Annotated in this window: 31 protein-coding genes and 2 pseudogenes; all 33 read right to left on the reverse strand. The window is 60.6% G+C overall.

The annotated features are described in order from the left end of the window. Positions 1-297 precede the first annotated feature (297 nt). The 33 genes and pseudogenes from GNX96_RS29020 to GNX96_RS29160 all read right to left on the reverse strand — a co-directional run bounded on the left by GNX96_RS29020 (position 298) and on the right by GNX96_RS29160 (position 17,428). A complete protein-coding gene (locus GNX96_RS29020; protein ID WP_279581750.1) occupies positions 298-792 on the reverse strand; it encodes a hypothetical protein in 495 nt (164 codons plus the stop codon). A 787-nt stretch (positions 793-1,579) separates the two neighbouring features. Further along, positions 1,580-1,741, reverse strand: a complete 162-nt coding sequence (locus tag GNX96_RS29025; protein WP_163571063.1) for a hypothetical protein — start codon at positions 1,739-1,741, stop codon at positions 1,580-1,582. Beyond that, positions 1,738-2,088 carry a DUF6221 family protein gene (locus GNX96_RS29030; protein WP_163571065.1) on the reverse strand — a complete coding sequence of 117 codons (351 nt, stop codon included), beginning with the start codon at positions 2,086-2,088 and terminating at the stop codon, positions 1,738-1,740. The genes GNX96_RS29025 and GNX96_RS29030 overlap by 4 nt, the downstream gene beginning before the upstream one ends. Further along, positions 2,088-3,353: a DNA cytosine methyltransferase gene (locus tag GNX96_RS29035; protein ID WP_279581751.1), complete on the reverse strand. Its 1,266-nt coding sequence runs from the start codon at positions 3,351-3,353 to the stop codon at positions 2,088-2,090. The genes GNX96_RS29030 and GNX96_RS29035 overlap by 1 nt, the downstream gene beginning before the upstream one ends. 22 nt (positions 3,354-3,375) lie before the next feature. Beyond that, complete coding sequence (locus tag GNX96_RS29040; protein WP_163571068.1) at positions 3,376-3,579, reverse strand: hypothetical protein; 204 nt, start codon at positions 3,577-3,579, stop codon at positions 3,376-3,378. After that, complete coding sequence (locus tag GNX96_RS55955; RefSeq protein WP_279581752.1) at positions 3,576-3,881, reverse strand: hypothetical protein; 306 nt, start codon at positions 3,879-3,881, stop codon at positions 3,576-3,578. Before GNX96_RS55955 ends, GNX96_RS29040 begins: the two co-directional genes overlap by 4 nt. 508 nt (positions 3,882-4,389) lie before the next feature. Further along, the gene (locus tag GNX96_RS29045) at positions 4,390-4,653 is read right to left on the reverse strand and encodes a DUF7246 family protein (protein WP_163571070.1); all 264 of its coding nucleotides are present in this window, start codon (positions 4,651-4,653) and stop codon (positions 4,390-4,392) included. Continuing rightward, the gene (locus tag GNX96_RS29050) at positions 4,650-4,856 is read right to left on the reverse strand and encodes a hypothetical protein (protein ID WP_163571072.1); all 207 of its coding nucleotides are present in this window, start codon (positions 4,854-4,856) and stop codon (positions 4,650-4,652) included. Before GNX96_RS29050 ends, GNX96_RS29045 begins: the two co-directional genes overlap by 4 nt. Positions 4,857-5,107: 251 nt before the next feature. After that, complete coding sequence (locus tag GNX96_RS65080) at positions 5,108-5,473, reverse strand: DNA polymerase (protein WP_163571155.1); 366 nt, start codon at positions 5,471-5,473, stop codon at positions 5,108-5,110. After that, positions 5,407-5,979 (reverse strand): DNA polymerase, encoded by a 573-nt coding sequence (locus tag GNX96_RS29060; protein WP_163571074.1) that lies wholly within the window; start codon positions 5,977-5,979, stop codon positions 5,407-5,409. The genes GNX96_RS65080 and GNX96_RS29060 overlap by 67 nt, the downstream gene beginning before the upstream one ends. After that, positions 5,927-6,991 carry a 3'-5' exonuclease family protein gene (locus GNX96_RS29065; RefSeq protein ID WP_163571076.1) on the reverse strand — a complete coding sequence of 355 codons (1,065 nt, stop codon included), beginning with the start codon at positions 6,989-6,991 and terminating at the stop codon, positions 5,927-5,929. Before GNX96_RS29065 ends, GNX96_RS29060 begins: the two co-directional genes overlap by 53 nt. 1 nt (position 6,992) lies before the next feature. Next, on the reverse strand, positions 6,993-7,574 hold the full coding sequence (locus tag GNX96_RS29070; RefSeq protein WP_163571078.1) for a hypothetical protein: 582 nt from the start codon (positions 7,572-7,574) through the stop codon (positions 6,993-6,995). Then, on the reverse strand, positions 7,567-8,562 hold the full coding sequence (locus GNX96_RS29075) for a DNA primase family protein (protein WP_163571080.1): 996 nt from the start codon (positions 8,560-8,562) through the stop codon (positions 7,567-7,569). The genes GNX96_RS29070 and GNX96_RS29075 overlap by 8 nt, the downstream gene beginning before the upstream one ends. Before the next feature lie 5 nt (positions 8,563-8,567). Beyond that, a pseudogene (locus GNX96_RS29080) lies at positions 8,568-10,064 on the reverse strand (toprim domain-containing protein); the annotation flags it as partial. 199 nt (positions 10,065-10,263) lie between these two features. Then, positions 10,264-10,551, reverse strand: a complete 288-nt coding sequence (locus GNX96_RS29085; protein WP_163571083.1) for a hypothetical protein — start codon at positions 10,549-10,551, stop codon at positions 10,264-10,266. A 9-nt stretch (positions 10,552-10,560) separates the two neighbouring features. Beyond that, complete coding sequence (locus GNX96_RS29090; protein ID WP_163571086.1) at positions 10,561-10,770, reverse strand: hypothetical protein; 210 nt, start codon at positions 10,768-10,770, stop codon at positions 10,561-10,563. Continuing rightward, positions 10,767-10,958: a hypothetical protein gene (locus GNX96_RS29095; RefSeq protein ID WP_163571088.1), complete on the reverse strand. Its 192-nt coding sequence runs from the start codon at positions 10,956-10,958 to the stop codon at positions 10,767-10,769. Before GNX96_RS29095 ends, GNX96_RS29090 begins: the two co-directional genes overlap by 4 nt. Positions 10,959-11,353: 395 nt before the next feature. Beyond that, the gene (locus tag GNX96_RS29100; protein WP_163571090.1) at positions 11,354-11,497 is read right to left on the reverse strand and encodes a hypothetical protein; all 144 of its coding nucleotides are present in this window, start codon (positions 11,495-11,497) and stop codon (positions 11,354-11,356) included. Between the two features lie 54 nt (positions 11,498-11,551). Next, positions 11,552-11,821: a hypothetical protein gene (locus GNX96_RS29105; protein WP_279581754.1), complete on the reverse strand. Its 270-nt coding sequence runs from the start codon at positions 11,819-11,821 to the stop codon at positions 11,552-11,554. Continuing rightward, positions 11,818-11,961: a hypothetical protein gene (locus tag GNX96_RS29110; RefSeq protein WP_163571091.1), complete on the reverse strand. Its 144-nt coding sequence runs from the start codon at positions 11,959-11,961 to the stop codon at positions 11,818-11,820. The genes GNX96_RS29105 and GNX96_RS29110 overlap by 4 nt, the downstream gene beginning before the upstream one ends. A gap of 19 nt (positions 11,962-11,980) precedes the next feature. Then, a complete protein-coding gene (locus GNX96_RS29115) occupies positions 11,981-12,457 on the reverse strand; it encodes a hypothetical protein (protein ID WP_163571093.1) in 477 nt (158 codons plus the stop codon). 4 nt (positions 12,458-12,461) lie between these two features. Beyond that, positions 12,462-12,839: a hypothetical protein gene (locus tag GNX96_RS29120; protein WP_163571095.1), complete on the reverse strand. Its 378-nt coding sequence runs from the start codon at positions 12,837-12,839 to the stop codon at positions 12,462-12,464. Then, positions 12,836-13,237 (reverse strand): hypothetical protein, encoded by a 402-nt coding sequence (locus GNX96_RS29125; protein WP_163571097.1) that lies wholly within the window; start codon positions 13,235-13,237, stop codon positions 12,836-12,838. The genes GNX96_RS29120 and GNX96_RS29125 overlap by 4 nt, the downstream gene beginning before the upstream one ends. A gap of 73 nt (positions 13,238-13,310) precedes the next feature. Continuing rightward, the gene (locus GNX96_RS29130; protein WP_163571099.1) at positions 13,311-13,466 is read right to left on the reverse strand and encodes a hypothetical protein; all 156 of its coding nucleotides are present in this window, start codon (positions 13,464-13,466) and stop codon (positions 13,311-13,313) included. Positions 13,467-13,527: 61 nt separating this feature from the next. Then, positions 13,528-13,848, reverse strand: a complete 321-nt coding sequence (locus GNX96_RS29135; RefSeq protein WP_163571101.1) for a hypothetical protein — start codon at positions 13,846-13,848, stop codon at positions 13,528-13,530. Between the two features lie 13 nt (positions 13,849-13,861). Further along, entirely contained in the window at positions 13,862-14,704 is an 843-nt protein-coding gene (locus tag GNX96_RS29140) for a hypothetical protein (protein ID WP_163571103.1), read from the reverse strand. After that, a complete protein-coding gene (locus GNX96_RS29145; RefSeq protein ID WP_313885813.1) occupies positions 14,701-15,237 on the reverse strand; it encodes an HNH endonuclease signature motif containing protein in 537 nt (178 codons plus the stop codon). The genes GNX96_RS29140 and GNX96_RS29145 overlap by 4 nt, the downstream gene beginning before the upstream one ends. A gap of 257 nt (positions 15,238-15,494) precedes the next feature. Then, on the reverse strand, positions 15,495-15,737 hold the full coding sequence (locus GNX96_RS29150; protein ID WP_163571105.1) for a hypothetical protein: 243 nt from the start codon (positions 15,735-15,737) through the stop codon (positions 15,495-15,497). 10 nt (positions 15,738-15,747) lie between these two features. Then, positions 15,748-15,903, reverse strand: a complete 156-nt coding sequence (locus tag GNX96_RS55960) for a chitosanase (RefSeq protein ID WP_279581773.1) — start codon at positions 15,901-15,903, stop codon at positions 15,748-15,750. Positions 15,904-15,964: 61 nt separating this feature from the next. After that, positions 15,965-16,114, reverse strand: a pseudogene (locus GNX96_RS65085) (chitosanase); the annotation flags it as partial. Further along, a complete protein-coding gene (locus tag GNX96_RS55965) occupies positions 16,080-16,469 on the reverse strand; it encodes a chitosanase (RefSeq protein WP_279581755.1) in 390 nt (129 codons plus the stop codon). The pseudogene GNX96_RS65085 and the gene GNX96_RS55965, both read right to left, overlap by 35 nt. A 460-nt stretch (positions 16,470-16,929) precedes the next feature. Continuing rightward, the gene (locus GNX96_RS55970; protein ID WP_279581756.1) at positions 16,930-17,052 is read right to left on the reverse strand and encodes a hypothetical protein; all 123 of its coding nucleotides are present in this window, start codon (positions 17,050-17,052) and stop codon (positions 16,930-16,932) included. Beyond that, positions 17,039-17,428 carry a hypothetical protein gene (locus tag GNX96_RS29160; RefSeq protein ID WP_163571107.1) on the reverse strand — a complete coding sequence of 130 codons (390 nt, stop codon included), beginning with the start codon at positions 17,426-17,428 and terminating at the stop codon, positions 17,039-17,041. The genes GNX96_RS55970 and GNX96_RS29160 overlap by 14 nt, the downstream gene beginning before the upstream one ends. Between the last annotated feature and the right edge of the window lie 43 nt (positions 17,429-17,471).

A 17,471-nucleotide genomic window follows, 5' to 3' on the forward strand; every position in this document is an offset into this window, starting at 1 on the left:
CCCGTACGCGCCCACTTGCGAAGGCTAGCCACCGTGGTCGTTAGTGCGTCGCGCATTTCCTCGAGGTCGGGATGCCGAATCGTTACGGCCTGTGTGTCGATGACCCATCGTTTGTCTTGGTAGGTTCCGCCGCGGAACCCCCGGATCGTTCCAATTATCTCCCAGTGGCCGGTCATCGGCTCAAGTTCGAGCTCGCCTTCTGGGTGTCTATTCAGAAAGGCCAGTGCCGTCTCGGCTCGCGACAACACCGTGCGGACTTCTGTCAGCTCGTTGGAAGTCAGCCGGCCGATTTCGTAGTCAGGTGGCATCCCCATTCGATTCTCGGCCGCCCTTGAGGGACTCGGACCACAGTGGGCGGGACTGCGGGTTGAAATGCGCAGGTGGCGCAGACTTGAAATAGCGAATCTTGTTGTGCCGCGGCACGAGCGTGCGGATAGCTTCGATTTCCGCGACGTGAGCCGATCCGTAGTTGGCGTGCTTGAACATGCGCACGTCATAATGCCGCGGCCACCAGTCCTTTTGCACGTGTTCGGCAAGGCGCGCGAATGGCGAGCGAATGGAACTGCCGACATACAGTAGGTCGCCGTTGTTGGCGTCCATGATGTGGTAGGTGAAGCCGATATCGGGGTCGGTGTCATCCCACCAGGCCGTTCGACGTGTCGCGGGCCTACGACGTACTATCTTGTATCGGCCGTGCAGCCACTTCGCCAGTCCGACAACCGCGATGATCGCGAGACCCGCGGCGAATGGCCACGCGACCCGGATCAGTATCACAGATCGGCCATATGACACAGCGCCAGCCATACACGCTTTCGCAGCCGCATTCGTGGCTGTTGGTTCGGCGCCGTGCGCACGAAGGCCAGCACATCTCTTCGACAGCCCTCACACAGATCGATACTGACAGTTGTGGCCAGCGAGTCATAACGAGACGCATATACGTGTGTGAACGTGTTGTCCCGTTTTCCCGTGTGCTTGCAGCGATTGCACATCAGCATCTCAGCCATTTTCGGTCCCTTCAGTTGCACAGCACCCATCGCAGCCGTGTACGCCCTGCCAGCTGCGGCCGGCCGATACGTGGAATGCCATTCGCCCTGCGGTGCTCGGCAGTCGATACACAGGAACTCGCCGCCTGATTCAATGACTGCCGGTCCACGGTGCGTACATTCGCTCACGCTGACCACACCTCAACCTCGGCCGCTGGCATGATCTCTGTAACTCGACTGGCGGCGATACCGCTTGCAGGGTAGTGCACTACAAACGTCCGGCGGCCGATATACACCGTGGTGTTGATGTTCACGTACCCCGAAGCCATCAAACCGTTATTCCGTTCAGTGTACAGATAGTCCGCAACTCGTATCGCTAGCTGCACGCGATCAGCCGTGTCGTCTACTGGAGTAGGTTGCTTCACGGCCGATTCCGTTTCCGTGACTGCTTCGCGACGGCGCTTTTGGCCCGGCGACGAAGCTTGACGTGATGCGGCACTGTGCCTCTATACATGATCTTGAACTGCAGGGCACGTAGGACCGCGAGCTGCTCAACTCGTGGTGTGTTCATGCGCTCTCCGTGCCTTGGGTTGTCGTCATTCCTCTACCTCCACTTGCAGCCGATGCGGCGGCACTAACGACGCGCTGGCCAAGAATTTGATCGCCGCGGCCCGGTTCTGGAACACGCCCACCGTCAGCCGGTCGCCGGTTTCGGTGTTTACGCGGACCACCTTGAATGGGTATTTCGTGTCGGTCATCGGCGCCATTTCGGGTCGTAGTCGGGATGAGCCGAATCGATAGCGGCCAGATACGAAACAGCGTCACGCCACGCCTCGAACAATGCGGAGTCAGATTCGTCAGCGTATCCGCACGCGTCCACGATGGCGCGCTTAGCCGCGACGTCACGCAGGACGTAAGCGGGATCGTTCGCGGCAATGTGCGTGTCGTCACGCGGGGCTACCGGCTGTTCGACTACCTGCTCCCAGGTCGCGTTTTCTTCGTAGTCCGCGATGACGCCGTCGCAGACAACCCAGGGCCCTGGTGTTGCGCGTTCAGCTATCTGGGCACCATCCAGCCGGGCGCGTACGAAATCAACGATGTCCATCAGGCGGACCTTCTTGTCGGGGCTTCGGGCGCGACACCGAAGCGGGTGGCGGGGCCGTGAGTTCGCACGATTACGTTACTGCGGTGAGCGCCGTCGAGTTGCAGCAGCGCAGTCTCCACCGCAGCGCCCAGTGCTCGTGCCATCAGCGGAGGTACTGCGTTGCCGATCTGCTTGAGCATCTGCCATTCGCTGGTCTGGAAGACGAACCCGTCGTGGAATGACTGGAGGCGAGCGGCCTCGCGGACCGTGATCCAGCGCTCAAAGTCCGGATGGACCCACTCCGAAAGGTCTCGGTGCATCTGCGCCAGAATGGTGTAAGCGGGCTTGTCTGGATGCAACCGCCGCCATTTCTCCGGTCGGGCGCCGTTCCAGATCTCCGGCGGCAGCGTATCAGCCTTGGCGCCCGGCGCCAGCAGAGAGATGAGGTTCAGGCGCCTACTCTGGATCTCTTTGGTGTGGTTTGTGTTGTGGAGCTGAGGTTGAGTACCGACTCGTTTTTTCTTGTAGCCGGAGGCATACCAGCGGCCGTCACGGTCGAGTCTCATCTCGTCCACGATGTCATTCTTGCGTCGGAAACCCGGGTAGCGCAGCGGCTCATAGTGAATGGCCGTCGATTCGGGGAGATCGCCAATCGCCTGCCGGACTGTCATCAGCGGTTGGCTTTCGCGGCCCAGCGCAGCTTCGAGGAAAAGCTGAGCATCGATCCCGAGATCCTCACCGTCCCGCACTCCGAAGAATATCGCCCGCTTCCGGAGCTGCGGAACGCCGAAGTCGCTAGCCGCTACGACCGAGACGCCGCAGTTTCCGTATCCCGCCTGTTTGAAAGCGTCAAGGACTTCGCGTTTGAATCGTCCTTTGGCGAGCAGCAGCATATTCGGAACATTTTCCATCAGGAAGACGCGAGGCTGCAGGGTGGTCAGAATACGGACATACTGCAGGTAGAGCTCGTTGCGGGGATCGTCGAGTATCCGGGTGCCGATCTGGCTGTACCCCTGGCACGGAGGGCCGCCGAAGAGCAGATCGATGCGGCCTCTCTGCACTTCCTCGAAGCGGGATGCCTGCTCTGCCCATGCTGCACTGTCGGCAGCGAGGAAGTCATGCACGTCTCCCTCGAAAAGGGGCACCTCGGAAAAATTGTGCCGGTACGTCTGCGCAGCGAAGCGGTCGAGTTCGACCGCACCTTTGACGTCGAACCCGGCAAGCCGGATCCCTTCGCAGAAGCCGCCGCAGCCGGAGAACAAAGACACTGCACGGTAGGCGCTCACGCTGCGGTCCTCTGGGGTGCCATCACGCACGCCAATCCTGCGCATTGATCGTCGGGGCGGACGCGTCCAACAGGGCCATGCCGAGCATGTACGCCTGCTCCTTGGTGCCGATCATGTTGTTTTCGTCCCGTTCGGGGTCAACCGGTTCAGCGTCGATGTGTATTCCGTTGCTCCACGTGTCGACCTCAACCATGAAGTCTCCGAACCGGATTGGGGGATTGCTCACGGTTTCACTCCTATCTCGCGAAGAACAGACAGCCGTTCAGCACACAGCTCATCATCTTTGGCGTGGCGGCACGTGTTGCAGCGAACGACATAGGCCATGCCGCTCCAACGCTCCAAGGGCTTATGCCGGTCCCAGCGCTCCCGCCATGATGACACCAGTGGCCTCGTGACCTTCGTTGCATGCCAAACCAGGTAACCCAGCGGATCGAACTGTGGGGACGGGGACGGACCAGGCGTGGGGCCGAGGTATTTCTCAAATTCGGCTAGCCGCGCCTGTACGCGTTCGTTCAGGTCATCCAGCATTGCTTCGTCTCCTGAACTTCCGCAGCTCCACAACTGGACCGTCGCTCAGGCCACGCAAATATGGCCCCCACTTTGCATACACCCACGGCCGCCTTGGCACGCCTGGGCGTTCGGCGTCTCGTAGGTACGCGGCGAATGTCTGAATAGTAGTCACGTCGTGAAGCGTGATCTTGCCGTCACTGAGTTTTTGACTCAGCTTTGCGTTCAGGTCATCCGGCATCGGTCGGTCCCCATTCGGGTCGATAGCCGGGACGGTCCGCGTACACCGATGTAAGGTCGCGGATCTCATCACACGGCCACGATTGGCCAACAGGGCCATACGTCTCAGTGCACCGGGCACAAAATGGGTCACCCGGAACAATTTCGCAAGACAAATGCCGTTCGAGGATGCGGCGGTTACGCGCTATCTCAAGGCTCAGACGCCGGGATAGGTTAACGCTGATTATGGCAGGCAACAGACGCGTGTCAGTCACGATGCAGACTGTCAGCCACTCCACCAGGTCATTCGTCATACGCTCGCCTTCGTCCTGTGAACTCGCGTGACGCGGTCGGCTCGGACCGCGCGTATGGGCTCTTTCTTGGATTGGCCGGTTAGGAAGATCTCGACAATGTCGATCCACTCGGCGACCGGCGTCTGTACGTGCTGGACCAGGCGCCAACGGCCGCGGAGGTTCTTGATAGAGAGGATCGTGCCGGCCTTTATCGTGCGGGTGCCGTGTTTGAATTCGGGGCTGTAAGTCCACGTTCCGGTTGGGGTTTCGCGGGTGGTCATGAGATGTCCACGTCGGGAAGTCGGAGCCAGGAGGCGGGCACCATCGCGCCGGTGTGCGCGGCGAGCATGTGCAGCTGCGCACCGTAGAAGGCGTCTTCCTGGTTGTCGTACGGGAATCCGGTTGCCGGGTGTGTGCGGCCTGGACAATGGTGCTCCCATGCCCAATGCTCCGGGCCGTTGCGGTAGACCTGCGCTTTCTTCACGGCAACTCCGCCGTGTCGTGTGTCTTGGTCAGTCGCAGAGCGCACTGCCAGCACGACCACCCAGTGATCGTGTAAACCACGGTCCGGTTTTCGCCTGCGATGGTAATACTGTCTCGGCTGAGCTGAAACACCGAGGCGTCTGCTTCTCGGAAAATCTCGAGGCTGACGAGCGAATGTACGGGCGCTTTAAGGATGCGGCGCACGCACGCGGTTGCCTACTCGCTGTAGTATGATCTCTCCGTAGCTCATGCTTAGCTTCCCTTTCGCCAATGGCGGCCTAAGATCTCTCCATCGGCCGAAATAGGTACGTCTAGAACTGTGGTGCTCATCAGCTCGCCCAGACGTTTTGCGTAGTCTGCGGCCAGGTCTTCGCGGACCTCTGAAATGATCTCGTCGTGTACTAGCAGAATTATCTGCTGCGTCATACCGGCGTCTCGCAGCCGCAGCAACGCATCCGCGAACACGTCACGGGCCACCGACTGGCAGATGAAATTCAGCGCGGCGTAGGATTTACCTGTATCCGTAGGCAGCTTGCGACCGGTGGGCGAGACTACGAAGCCGTTAAGGGTGGCTTCTCTCGCTGCAGCGCGCGACTGTAGCGTTTGATCTCTGGGTATACGCCGAAGAACTTACCCTGAACGTCGCCGGACTCAGCTAGCGAAAGGCCGGTCTGTTGACTGACCGCGGTCGGCCCGCCTCCGTAGACGCTGCCAAACGCAACTACCTTCAAAATGCCGCGCTGGCGTTTCGCCCACGGGTCGCCCTGTGTGATGCGCTCCGTAAAGTCGTCTCCGTAAATCATGGTGCCGGTTGTGTTGTGTAGGTCGCGACCATTAGCGATGGCGTCTTTCATAGCCGGAATATCCGCTAGGGCCGCGAGCAACCGTAGCTCCACCGCGGCGTAGTCAGACGCGACTAAGACGTGACCTGGTTCGGCAATGACACAGCGACGGAGCCGCACGTCCGATGCGGGCCACTGCTGCACGGGAATGTACGAGACACTCATGCGCGCGGTGCGGGCCTGTAGTGAGTTGAACTTCGGGTGTACGCGGCCCTTTACATCTGCACCGTCAAGCAACTTGCGTACGTAGCTCTGCCAGTGCTGAGCTCGTTTGGTATACATGACCGCTAGAGCAAGCGAGTTGGGCTCTCGGGTTTCGAGAGCCTCGCCCCAGTCCTTCACGTTCACATCGGCCAGCGGCAGAGCAGAGCACGAACTTGTCAGTCTTGACCTTGCCGCCGTCCGTGCGTTCCGGAATCTCTTCGCCCATCGCGAGAAGGGCCGCGGCCACCTGGTCACCTGAGTTAGCGTTTTTGACGCCGTATCGGGCGACCGCGTCTGCGTGTGACCGCTCCTCCTCGCGCAAGATCTCGAACAGGTCCGTTGCGTACGGTCGATCAATCAGCATCCCCTTTTGCTCGGGACGCATGACCTCGCCCTGAACCTGTCGCTCGAAGTTCAGCAGGCCGTACGACGGCGAGGGCTTCAGCGCCTTGTACAGGACCGGGAACAGCCGGGACAGCAGGATCACATCGAGACCGGCGTACAGCCAGTAGACTGGCTCTGTGAGGTCAACGAGACCCCAACCGAGCGGCTTCTTTTGGCTGTCCTTGATACCCCAACTTTGCGAGGCGAAGAAGTCGGCTAGCCCCTCTTGAGTGTCGGGTGACGCCGGGTCTACGTACACGTCGCATAGGTCTTTGAGCTTGTGACCCGCTGCGCCAGGCTGCCCCTTGGACCGCGGGTCCTCCAGCCGGCTGATAAGGCCCACGTCGACCATGCGTGACTGCAGCTCGACAGCGTCGTCTACCAACGAATCGACGCCAGCCGCCAGCGCGTCGAACGGTACGTTGAACCCGAGCATTCGTTTGTGTTTCGTGAGAATGTTCCGGGACGCTGATCGCGACCACTCGTCACGCTCGACGGGCAGCACGTACGCCACGCTGGAATTACCGAACTGTGCAAGACGTACGCGGAAGTCGGCGGCGAAATGGAGAAGGTGCGGGGTCTCCGTATCCACCGCAAGCAGCTGTTGCGCGAGGCTCCAACGCACGGCCTCGTCAGCGTCTGCCGCGGTTTCAACGAATCGGATTTGTACGGTGTCGCCGGCTAGTTGGTACGCTTGGGTGCGCACATCAGTAGCCCGCGTCCACGAGGGTCAGCGTTTTGTCGTCTTTGATTTCGTCCCATGCAAACACAACACGGTTACTGGTGTCGTCGACCGTCGTCGCGATGACCCATGCGTCCGGGCCGACCTTGATGTATGCCGGCCCGGTCCGGGTCGACACGAGCACGCTGCCAAGCTTCTCGGGCTCTTCGAGTTCGGGAACCGGCGGCGAGAGCGGGATTCCGTTTACGGAAATATCAGACAGGCCAGAGAGTAGGTACACAGTCACGTCGTCGTCGCCAGCGTAGCCGTAACCAGGAAAGTCGCCCACGGGAACAAATGCTTTGTCGGCCTGCTGAGCCGCGAAACACACAAACCTGATGCGGTCTCCGTCCTCGTCGTATGCCGCTTCGACCACCGTACCGAGTTTGATTTCCGGGGCGGCGGGTGGGAACATGAACTCTCGGTAACGGGTCTTGGCGTCGTCGTCCGTGTCCGCACCAAAGGCTCCGGTATCGTCGTACCGCCACTCGCCGTTGGCGTGCTTGGTGAGTACGCGGTCCGAGATTTTGCCGCGGGCCTTCGTGCCAGCCGGGTACGTGCTAGACATTGGCAACCTCTCCAAAGAGTTCGTCGTATGTTTCGGTGTCGGTCGATGGCGCATTTACAGACACGGGACGATCGTCGGCCACCGTGTCACGTTTGGTGCTCTTTCGAACGCCAACAAGGGTTTGGCCTTTCTCTCGACGTTCACGAGAGATGCCGCGCTCTTCCATGGCTCGGTAGAAGGTCTGGCGTTTCCAGACATCGGTACCTTTGAGACCTTCGCTGTCCGCCCAGTTGCAGTAGAGCAGATAGGCCTGATTACCCAGCACCACAGACGCGGGATCTTTTATCAGGCCCTCGGTCTCGCCGCCGGCCCAAGGGAAAAAGCCGGATAGGGCGTCGCTGGACTCTTTGTAGGAATCGACGGACGCGGTAATCACCATCGGTTCGCGTAACCCGTCCTCGTACCATTCTACCGCGCCACGCACCGCCCACGCTAGAATGCCGGCGGACTCTTTCTGTAACGTGCGTGACAGTTCCTGGTCACGTTCGTCCGGAGCGAACCAGCGCTCAAACGGGATCAGTTTCACACGGCGCCACAGGCCCTCGTCCTGGCCTTTCATCAGCGGTTTGTGGTTTGTCGCCAACATGATCAGGAATGAGGGTTTGAACTCGAAGAACTCTTGGCGCATGAATCGGGCTTGAACCAGATCTGAACCGGTGACCCGTTTGATAAGGGCTTCAGCGATATAGCGTCCTTGATCGCCTTCGCTAGCCATGACGAGTCGCGATCCCTTGAGGGCCGCCACATCGTTCGGGATGCCGCCTCCCGGCTTAGCCTCAAACGTCGAGAAGGCCGTAGTGACGGTGATCGCGCGGAACACTTGGGTGAGCGTCTCCGTGAGGACCGATTTGCCATTAGCGCCCTTTCCGTACAGCACCGCGAACATTTGCTCAGACGTGTGGCCGGTGATGCCATAACCGACCAACCGCTGCAGGTAGGGGACAAGCTCTGGGTAGTTCGGGAAGATCTCCGCCAGGAACCGCTCCACCGTGGCGCTTTGGCGTCAGGGTCGTAAGTGACACCTAGCCGCCGGCTTAGTTTCATTTCGGGATCGGGGTCCACGAGCTCGCCGCGGCGCAAATCGAGCACGCCGTTCTGAACCGCGAGCAGATCTGGGCTGGCATCGAAATCGTTAATGTCGCAGTGGACACCGGACATGGCTTCCAGGTCCCGCACCATGGCAGCGATAGATGCGGATGACTGGGTGGTGTGCGCGAATTTGAGCCAGGCCTTCTTGTACGGGTGATCGGCCGGTAGCGATTGTGCATAGTAATACACGTCATCGGCGACCGCTTGGGCCTCCGTGCGGACCTGAGAGCGACCGTCGTGCGCCCAGTAGGATCCGTCCCACAGGAAGAAGCCGGCGGCATCCGTGTACCGCACAAGCCCGTTCAGCCGGTCGTACAGGCGCTTCGTGTTGCCTAGATCCGTGTGCGGGTGCCGGGCCACATAATCGAGCTCGCCGCCCGCGGAGTCTTCTTCTTCATTGTTGACTGTCTCGCGTACAGCGAACGGAACCGCGTCGCGGATAGCTTGATAGAGCAATCCCGCGAACTTGACCCCGTCGCGTTCATACCATTTAGAGAGGTCGTCGCCTGGTCCAGGCAACGCGAGACGGCGCGTGTCTATTCCGTGTGACGCTAGCGCTTCGCCCAGCCGGGTTGAGAAGGCGCTTCCGCTGTTGTCAGCGTCGCCGGCGAGGATCACGCGGCGGCCCTGCAAGTGCGGAGCCAGCATCTCGGCCAGAGACTGGTTTCCGTTGCTTGCGCCCGCCACCACGATCGCGTCATGACCGGCGCCAACCGCGGTCAGGCCGTCGCCAGGTCCTTCCGTGATGATGACGACATCGGTGTTAGCACCGCCGTGCAGGTAGGCGTGTTTGTGCCAGGGGACCTTGCCGGAATAGGCGTATAGGCCCGACCAGCGGACACGGTGAGACGTTAGCGCCCGCCCCTGCAAGCCGCGGGCAACGCCGTCGAAATCGTCGATAAACGGAACCGTGATGCGCGGGACCTGACGGAACGTCGCTTTCGTGTATTCGAAGTCGATCGCGTCAGAGCCGGGATCGAGGCCGATGCGTAGGTCCGCGGCAAGCTCGGGGGTTATGCCGAATCGGCGGCGGAGATACTCCAGCGCAGAGCCTGCGAGCTCGCTTCCGTCGTGCAGGCGCTGGAGGGTTTCGTCTACATAGACCGCCAGCCTGGTTACGCTTTCCGCCGGCAAGTCCGCGGCAGGCACAGCCTGCTCCGGGATGCCCGCGGCTTGCCATCCCGTGACGTTGAATAAGGAACGCATTTGGATACCTGCGGCCTTGCAGATCTCCTCCGCGCTGCAGGCTTGCGATCGACACTTCAGGAGTAGGCTGTTGTTCTCTCCGCGGGCAATGCGCAGCGACGGGTCGTGGTCGCCGTGGGACGGGCAGATCGCGAGGAAGGCAGAACCGTCCGGCTGGACGCCGTCGAAGTGAGCCAGGATCGCTTGAAGCTTCATATCACCGCCTTAGTGCTTCTCATGCATGTCTCTCCAAACGAGGGCGGCCGGGTGGACGCCGCGGACTTGCTGTGAGGGCTGGGCTGACGAAAGCCCTGTCAAAATGTCGAACTGAACTGATTTCTAGGTCGATCTCGCAAGAAAACAAAATCCCTAGAGTTAATAGGGGGATGACGTTTTTTTTCGACATTTTGACAGGTCAGTCCCGCGTCTCGTCGAGCGAATCGCGCATCTTGGCGGCACGACGGATACCCATGTAGGGCAGAACGTCACGCATGACCTGGATAGCCGTCTCGCCGTACACGTCAGCGCGCCACGTGCGCTTGTTGCCGCCGCGGACACGGGTGCGCACCGACTTGGATTTCATGATCTCGGCAGCGCGCTCTACTACATCCTGATCGGCCATCTCGATTTGGATAGCGCGGCGACCCACCCAGCCTTCGCCCTCAATTAGGGCAGCGAGCCACGCGGCGTGATAACTGTTCATGTGCGATCATCACCAGTCATTAGCGGCTTCTTGTGACATTTCGAGATCGTCTATCCGCGCTTGCAGTGCCGGGACTTGAGACATACGACTGAGAATCTCGGCGCGGGCTTCCATGTCGCAGCGGCATTCGTCCGACTGGACCAGGCAAAAATCGACGGAGTCTTCGTAATGCTCCATCAACTCTGAGTCAGACATTTCGACGTACTCTTCAGCGCTCACAAGCAATCCGCCTCGTCTGGCTCTAGCGCGATGTCCTGAAACCGAACCTCGCCGGCCCAATCGCGCTCTGTTTCTCGGCGAGCTCCGCAGAGGTAACAGAATTCGATGGTGAGGGTGAGGCCGTCTTCAAGACGGTCTTCGGAGTCGTGCTCGAAGTAGTGCGGGCAGTCGTTCATCAGCGCCACCACCCCGTGTTGTTATTCATTTGCGCACTCTCCGTCTGACCTCGGCGCCGTGGAGCACTGCCAGGCCTATAGCGGGGGCAAACGCACCCCAGTTGGTTGTGTCGAATCAGGCTCGCCGTCAACAACGAGCACCGCACCGCGGCCAAGGCGACCGATTTCGGCGGGACCTATTTCGCGTAGCTTGTCGCCGGCTAAGCGGTATACGCGGACGGTCACTGCAGCGGCCACGATGCGTCATACCCGCTGTCGTAACCCGCGTCGAAGGCTTCTTCAAGCCACCGGCGGATATCGGAGGGGTTTTGGAAATTCTTCGAGGTCCGTCGCTAGGTCGTAAATACCTTCCGGGTAGTCCTTTTGATCGAACAGCCAGTTCTCAAACTGGCGGTTCTGGTGGGCGGTCATTCGTCGATCTTTTCCACGTCGCAAAGCTCGACAAAGCTTGGGTCGTCGTCGATAATTTGGCCGGCCAGCGCGTACGCCTCGTCTTCGTTCGCCGCGTCGACCTCGACGGCGCCGTCGAGCCGGATTAGGTATTTAGGCATCGGCCCGCCGATCAATAGCCTCGATCCATTTGACCGCAACCGCGGCCACCTGGATCAACTCCTCGCGCGAAGGCGGATAGGGTCGGATTCTGCGAATGCCTCGCACACTTCCTCGTCCAGCACGTGTCGGAAAGTCATCTCACTGCGGCCACGAGCCGCCTCGCATTCGAGCTTGGCGTCATTGGCGGCGTTCACCCAGAAGCCGCCACCGGTTCCGTCTGGCAGATTCTGAGCTCCCCACCGCTGGTCTTGGGCGTCGCGCTCATCTCCTACTTCTGCGAGAACGCGCATGGTGACGACGAACTTAGTCAGGTCAACGCTCATGGATAGATCACCTCTAGGTGGCCGAATTCTTCGCAGAGTTCTTGCCAGCTGTAGTAGTCGACGATGTCAGTGCCGTATGTGGACAGGTCCAGCCAGGCCGAACCACGACGCTCGAACCATGTCAGCCATTCATTGATCACGACGGCGCCTGGCGCTGGCTCACTCCCCGGCAGGCACATCGGGCTCGAACTCCAGATCCGCTAGCGCGTCAAGGTCAGCGGGCTCCCCGAACGGCCGCGGCACATCAATGCCGACATGATGGCAAGCGGCGTGTAGAAAAGTGCCGGCGGCGATGCGCGTGGCTGCGACGTAGTGCATCGCGAACTCGTTTGACTCTTCGATCTCTTCCGCCGAAAGACCTTGGGCGGTGCCGCTTTTCTCAAGGGCAACTCGCATGTAGGCGACAACGCGCTCGAACAGCTCGCTCACGGTCAATGCGATGTAGGCGGTTATCGGGTCGTGTCGCAGGTTGTAGCCAATGCCGCAGCCCTCGGTGAAGTTACGCGATATCTGGTCGATCTCCGCAGCCAACGTGTTATTGCCGGCGTACCGCATCTCGCGCTCGTCAGAGGTCTGCTCGGCGAACTCTTTCAAAGAGGCCATGTGCACGGCCCAAGGCACTTCATGTCCAGCCATTTGACTAGTCCTTCGACGTTAAGTACTCCATGAGACGCGGGTTGTCGCGGATGAGACTCAACAACGGCGCCTCCAACAGCCGGACGAGCCGCTCTTCTGCCGCTATCTGACCTGTCGAACCCTTGAAATAGGAACGGAAATCAGGTGATCCGCACACCAAAGCGAGTAGCGCGTGTAGCAGCTCGTGAACGGTCGTGAGACGCTGCACGGTCGGCGGATGAGCAGGGTTAACGGCGATCTCTCCCAGCCACGGGAAGGCAACTCCGTAGTCTTCGCTGTCGATGACCGAACCCTCTCGATCTACAGCGGCCTTCCAACCGACTCGCGTGGAGGCGACAGTGAAACTGATCGGGCCGACCTTGACTTTGCGCGGGGGTTTCACACGATCCCTGCAGCTTCGGCGCGTGCGCGTGCGAGTCGGTCATACTCCGCATGTGCCAGTACTGCGCTGGAGCCGCGAGCATGAATGAGCGTACGTACCCCGTTCCGCGTCTGGTACTTGCAGGTCTCCGAAACCACCTCTTCGGATTCGGTCTGGTCTCGAAGGACTCGACGCGAGTTGTGAACGGGTGTGCTGTCGTAGTTGCTGTCACTTACCGTGTGATTTTCGCCGACAGTCAACGGCTGGTCTAGCAACGGACGCTCTACTACTTCAGCGTCGTTGTACGTATCTAAGTTGATCTTGTCGCACGCGTCTTGAGCAAGCTCGCGCGTCGCGAAGATGTGTGTTACCTCGTAATCGGAATACGAGCCGCTCTCGACGGCATAGACATGTTGCATGTCTCTCCAAACGTGCGATGTAGCAGCCGGCCCGGCAGACCTTTGTCAGTACCGGACCGGCGCTCTGGTGTGCTTAGATCGCTTCCAAAATGTCAGCGATCAACCCGCCTTCGTCGAAGCCGCCTTCGACGTACTGATCGAGGGCGCGTACAACTGCGACACGTTCGTCGGAGTCCATCCGCAAGATGTAGATAGGGACGACGGCGGATGATTCTTCGACGGTGGCCATTACAAACCCTGAACCTTCGCCCACGCCGAAATCTTGGCGTCGTCCCCGTCGTCGGTGTCGTTCAGAACGCCGCCGGTGGTGCCGAACTTCGCGACTTGATCACCTTGATGCGGCCGGCAACGGTGTCCGAGAACTTGCCGCCGTCCTCGTCAAGGAGGCCGTTGAGAATGGCGCCCTTCACTACGACGCCTTTCTGAATCTCGCCGTCCTTGGTGAGGTCGGCGAAGTCCGCCACGACAGCCTGCTTCGGGCCGAAGTTGCCGGACGTGTCGGTGTGCGGTTCCTGGATGTTGGTAAACACCACAAGGGAGCCGTCGTGCTCTTTGGCGTTGAAGTACGAGCCTTCGCTGCTCTTGGTGGGCTTTTTGTAATCGAGACCCATGTGTTACGCTCTCCTAGCTAGATGGATGACGCGGCGCCTTTACGGGGCGCTTGAACGGTGACTGATTTACGGGGGCGTTGATTGCGTCCTTGCCAAGCCCACGTACGCCTTTCCAGCCGTGCCAAGGCATGACCTCAGTGGCTAGCGCCTTAAATACCGAGAACACCTCCGGTCCTGTATTGATCGGATGCAGCGCCCAACCCTCTGGACGGGTGTGCAGAACGACCGTGGCCTCGTACTCGCGGTTGTCCTCGACAACAGTTTCGCCGTCGACCGTGCGTAAGATGTACGGCGCGTACCGGTAGGCGCTTAATTGCAGCGCCACGGTGTCATAGACGCCGTTACCAGCTTTCGTGTCGCCGAGAACTAGTTGACCGTCGATGACAGCGCACCAGTCCGCGGTACCGAAATATCCAAGCTCTGGATTCCAGACGCTGAACTCCTGGTCGACGAATGTCGGGTGGTACTCGGCAATGAACTGTTCCCAGTTGCCGAGAAACGGCGCCATCTGCTCCGGAACCCAGCCGACTTCTTCGCCGTCCGCCAGACGCTCGTACATCTTGTGGACCTTGGTGCCGAGCTGCGCAGCCGCGCTGGTCTCGCGGTAGGCAGCTCCGCCGATGCGGTTCTCTGCCTCTACGAACTTGCCGTCAACCAACAGGCGCACGATCTCGTCGATGTGATCAACGGCGTATTCTGACGCCTTGTTTGCGCTCCATCTCTGTAAGAAATCTTTAGAGATCAGGCCGCCGATACTTGTTACGCCAGGGATGCGCTTTCCCGTGACCGAGTCCTCAGCGTATTTATGCCCGTCGCCCTCGAACAATATTCGAGGAGGCACCACCGCATCGGTCATGTTCTCCTCGAACCTGTCGCCTGTCGCCGCCGATTACGCTGGCAGGTTCGGCACTCGCGGCCACCGTCCACCTTGCGTATATACAGATTTTCGCCGGAATACAGATGACCGCTTGGGCAGTGTGTTTTGTTTCGCAGATGCGCGCCGGCTTCGCCTCGTCGCACATTTTCGGCGAGCGTTACAGGCTCTAGATGCCATGGGTTGACACACGCGCGATTTCGACAGAGGTGGTCTAAGTGGAGACCGTCAGGTATATCGGCCCGCAGCGCGGTGTACGCCCACCTGTGCGCCCGCCACACATGCGGCCCCACCCGGAAACGCCCGTACCCTGTAGTGTTAGGTGCTCCCGCCCAGATCAGCAATCGCAATCGCCAGGACCCACGGTGAGTTTTCGTCCGAACCGCGCCAAATATTCCTGCTCGATAGATAGCCCCGGTGTCTTGTGCGCAAAGCGTGGGCTTAGTACACTGGGGTACGTGGGAAACGCTGTCACTCGTCATCCGATCCGGAATCATCCGGCCACTCCCACGCATCGGCCGGCAGGATCCAAGCGAACAGCCGCAAAAGAGCAGCCTGAATGTAGTAGCTGATCAAAACGCATCACTTCCCGGGTTTAGGCCGCGGTGTTTTCGGCGGCTTAGAGGGTTTAGGGCGACTCGGCGGCGGACGTGGTTTTGGCGGGTGTGTGGTCATTTCCTGAACCAGGCCCACCAAAACAGGTACGGCACCGATAGACCGAAGAATGCAGCGACCGGACACTGCGTTGGGGAGCGCTGCCAGTCAGCGCCCATTAGCGCACCCAGTAGCCGAGGTCCGACAACTTGATCTTGTAGCTGCGGACTGGCAAGCCCGCATCTGCTAGTAACTCTTCGAGCTTCTCCGCGATGCGCGAAACCTTCCGGCCGAGCTTGATCTCTTCGCCCGCGTCCTCGCGGAATCCCTCAAGCGCAGCCTGTACGGCCTGTGCTTCATTCGGGGTCAGCGTGACGACAATTTGGGTGACCTCGTCGGTACGCGTTCGGACTTTCGCCACTTCAGCTCTCCTACCTAATCGTGTACGAGTCGCCGTACGTTTTCCACGTCAGCGGAGTGTGCAGGTCGTAGTTACCGGCCGCCAGGAATAGCCGCTGCATTGTTTCGATGCGCGATGTGTCGCTGTGCGCTTCCTCGCGGAGCATGGCGGCCTTGCGAACGTTCAGGAACGCGTTTCAGGAAGACGTATTCTTTGCCGCCGTGACTAGGCAACGGGGCGTACGGAATCGTCGCCGCGCGAATGCCGCCGAAGCTGTCACGGTCGTACCCTGGTCCGTGCATTACCAGCGCGTCGTAGTAAATGAACTGACCAAGAATGCTCAGGCCATCCGCCAGCGCCTGGTTAACAGCCGGCGTGAAGTACTCGTAATCCCGGATCGAGTCTTGAGCCGAACGAAACGTTGCATTGGGTGCCGCCGTCTTCTTCCAAGACGAGACGAGACGAACGCAGCGCCCAGCCCCCCGTGTGGCTCGCGGTGCCGTTTACCTTACGCAGTGCCAGCAGGAAACGTAGCAAGCCGGCCTTGGGCGCCAGCACCGCGTACCGCTCGACGACCCGAAGCATGTCGCCCGTTCCGGAGGTGAAGCCGATGATGCCGCCCGTGTAGCCGCGGCCGTCCCCGATATCCTCGATGTAGCCGTACTGTGCGCGCCAGTCCAGAGAGCTGTTCTCCGCGGAACTGACCAACTGCATCGCGATTTCTTTCTTGGCCGTGTCGGCGAGAGTGGTCACTTGAAGATCAGCTCGACGATCCCGGCGCCGAAGAAGCCGCCAGCAACGCCGCCGCCCAAAAGGCCGATAATCGCGGCGACTACGGTCCCCCTGTGTCGCCCCCAGCCGCCGTGCCCAGTACGCCGCCCACGACTAGGGTCGCGGCGAGGATCGCGATACCTACAAGAATTTTAACCACTTCGAACTGCCTGCCTTCTCGGCTACTGCGCTCGCTGGACGCGAACGTCTACGTAGAACCGCGCCCGGTTGCCTGTTTCCACGTCGGTCACGATCCACTGGTCGAGACCGAAATCCAACCGATAGCGCGAGCCGTCTCGGTATACGTAGCTGCCCGTGTCGCTCGCGGCCCACGCGTGGATGATTTCGGCGACCTCGGTTTCGGATATCACGCCGTCAACCACAACACCACAGAGACGACGGCTCACGCCACGGTCGCCCAGAAAGCGCGCGGGCACAGCGCTCAGGCACCTGAGCCGCCGATCGGCAATGCCTCCGGCAGCGCCATGACCGTACGGACACGGTTCCAGTCCTCACGCGTCATCTGCTTCGTCACCCGACCGGTGAGCCGGTCATACTCGTCCACCAAACCGATGTACAGGATCAACCTTGGCGTTGGCGGCGTAGGCGGCGGCGTTGGCGGCGTAGGCGGCGGCGTTGGCGGCGTAGGCGGCGGCGGCGGCGGCAGCGTAGGCGGCGGCGTTGGCGGCGTAGGCGGCGGCGGCGTTGGCGGCGGCGGCGGCGTTGGCGGCGTAGGCGGCGTTGGCGGCGGCGTTGGCGGCGTTGGCGGCGTAGGCGGCGGCGGCGGCAGTGGGCGATTCGCACCAATGTTCAGCCGCCGTAATCGCGGTTTCGCATACACGCCGGTCGCTTTCGCGAACGAACGGAAGTGCTTGCCGCGCGCACCACACCGCGAGCCGAACGTTCAGGACCTTACTGTCCTGCTCGGACCAGTCCGCCACAGCGTCAGCGGAACCAGAGATCCGTGGCGCCATCAACGCCAAC

The organism is Fodinicola feengrottensis, from assembly GCF_010993775.1.
GTDB lineage: Bacteria > Actinomycetota > Actinomycetes > Mycobacteriales > HKI-0501 > Fodinicola > Fodinicola feengrottensis.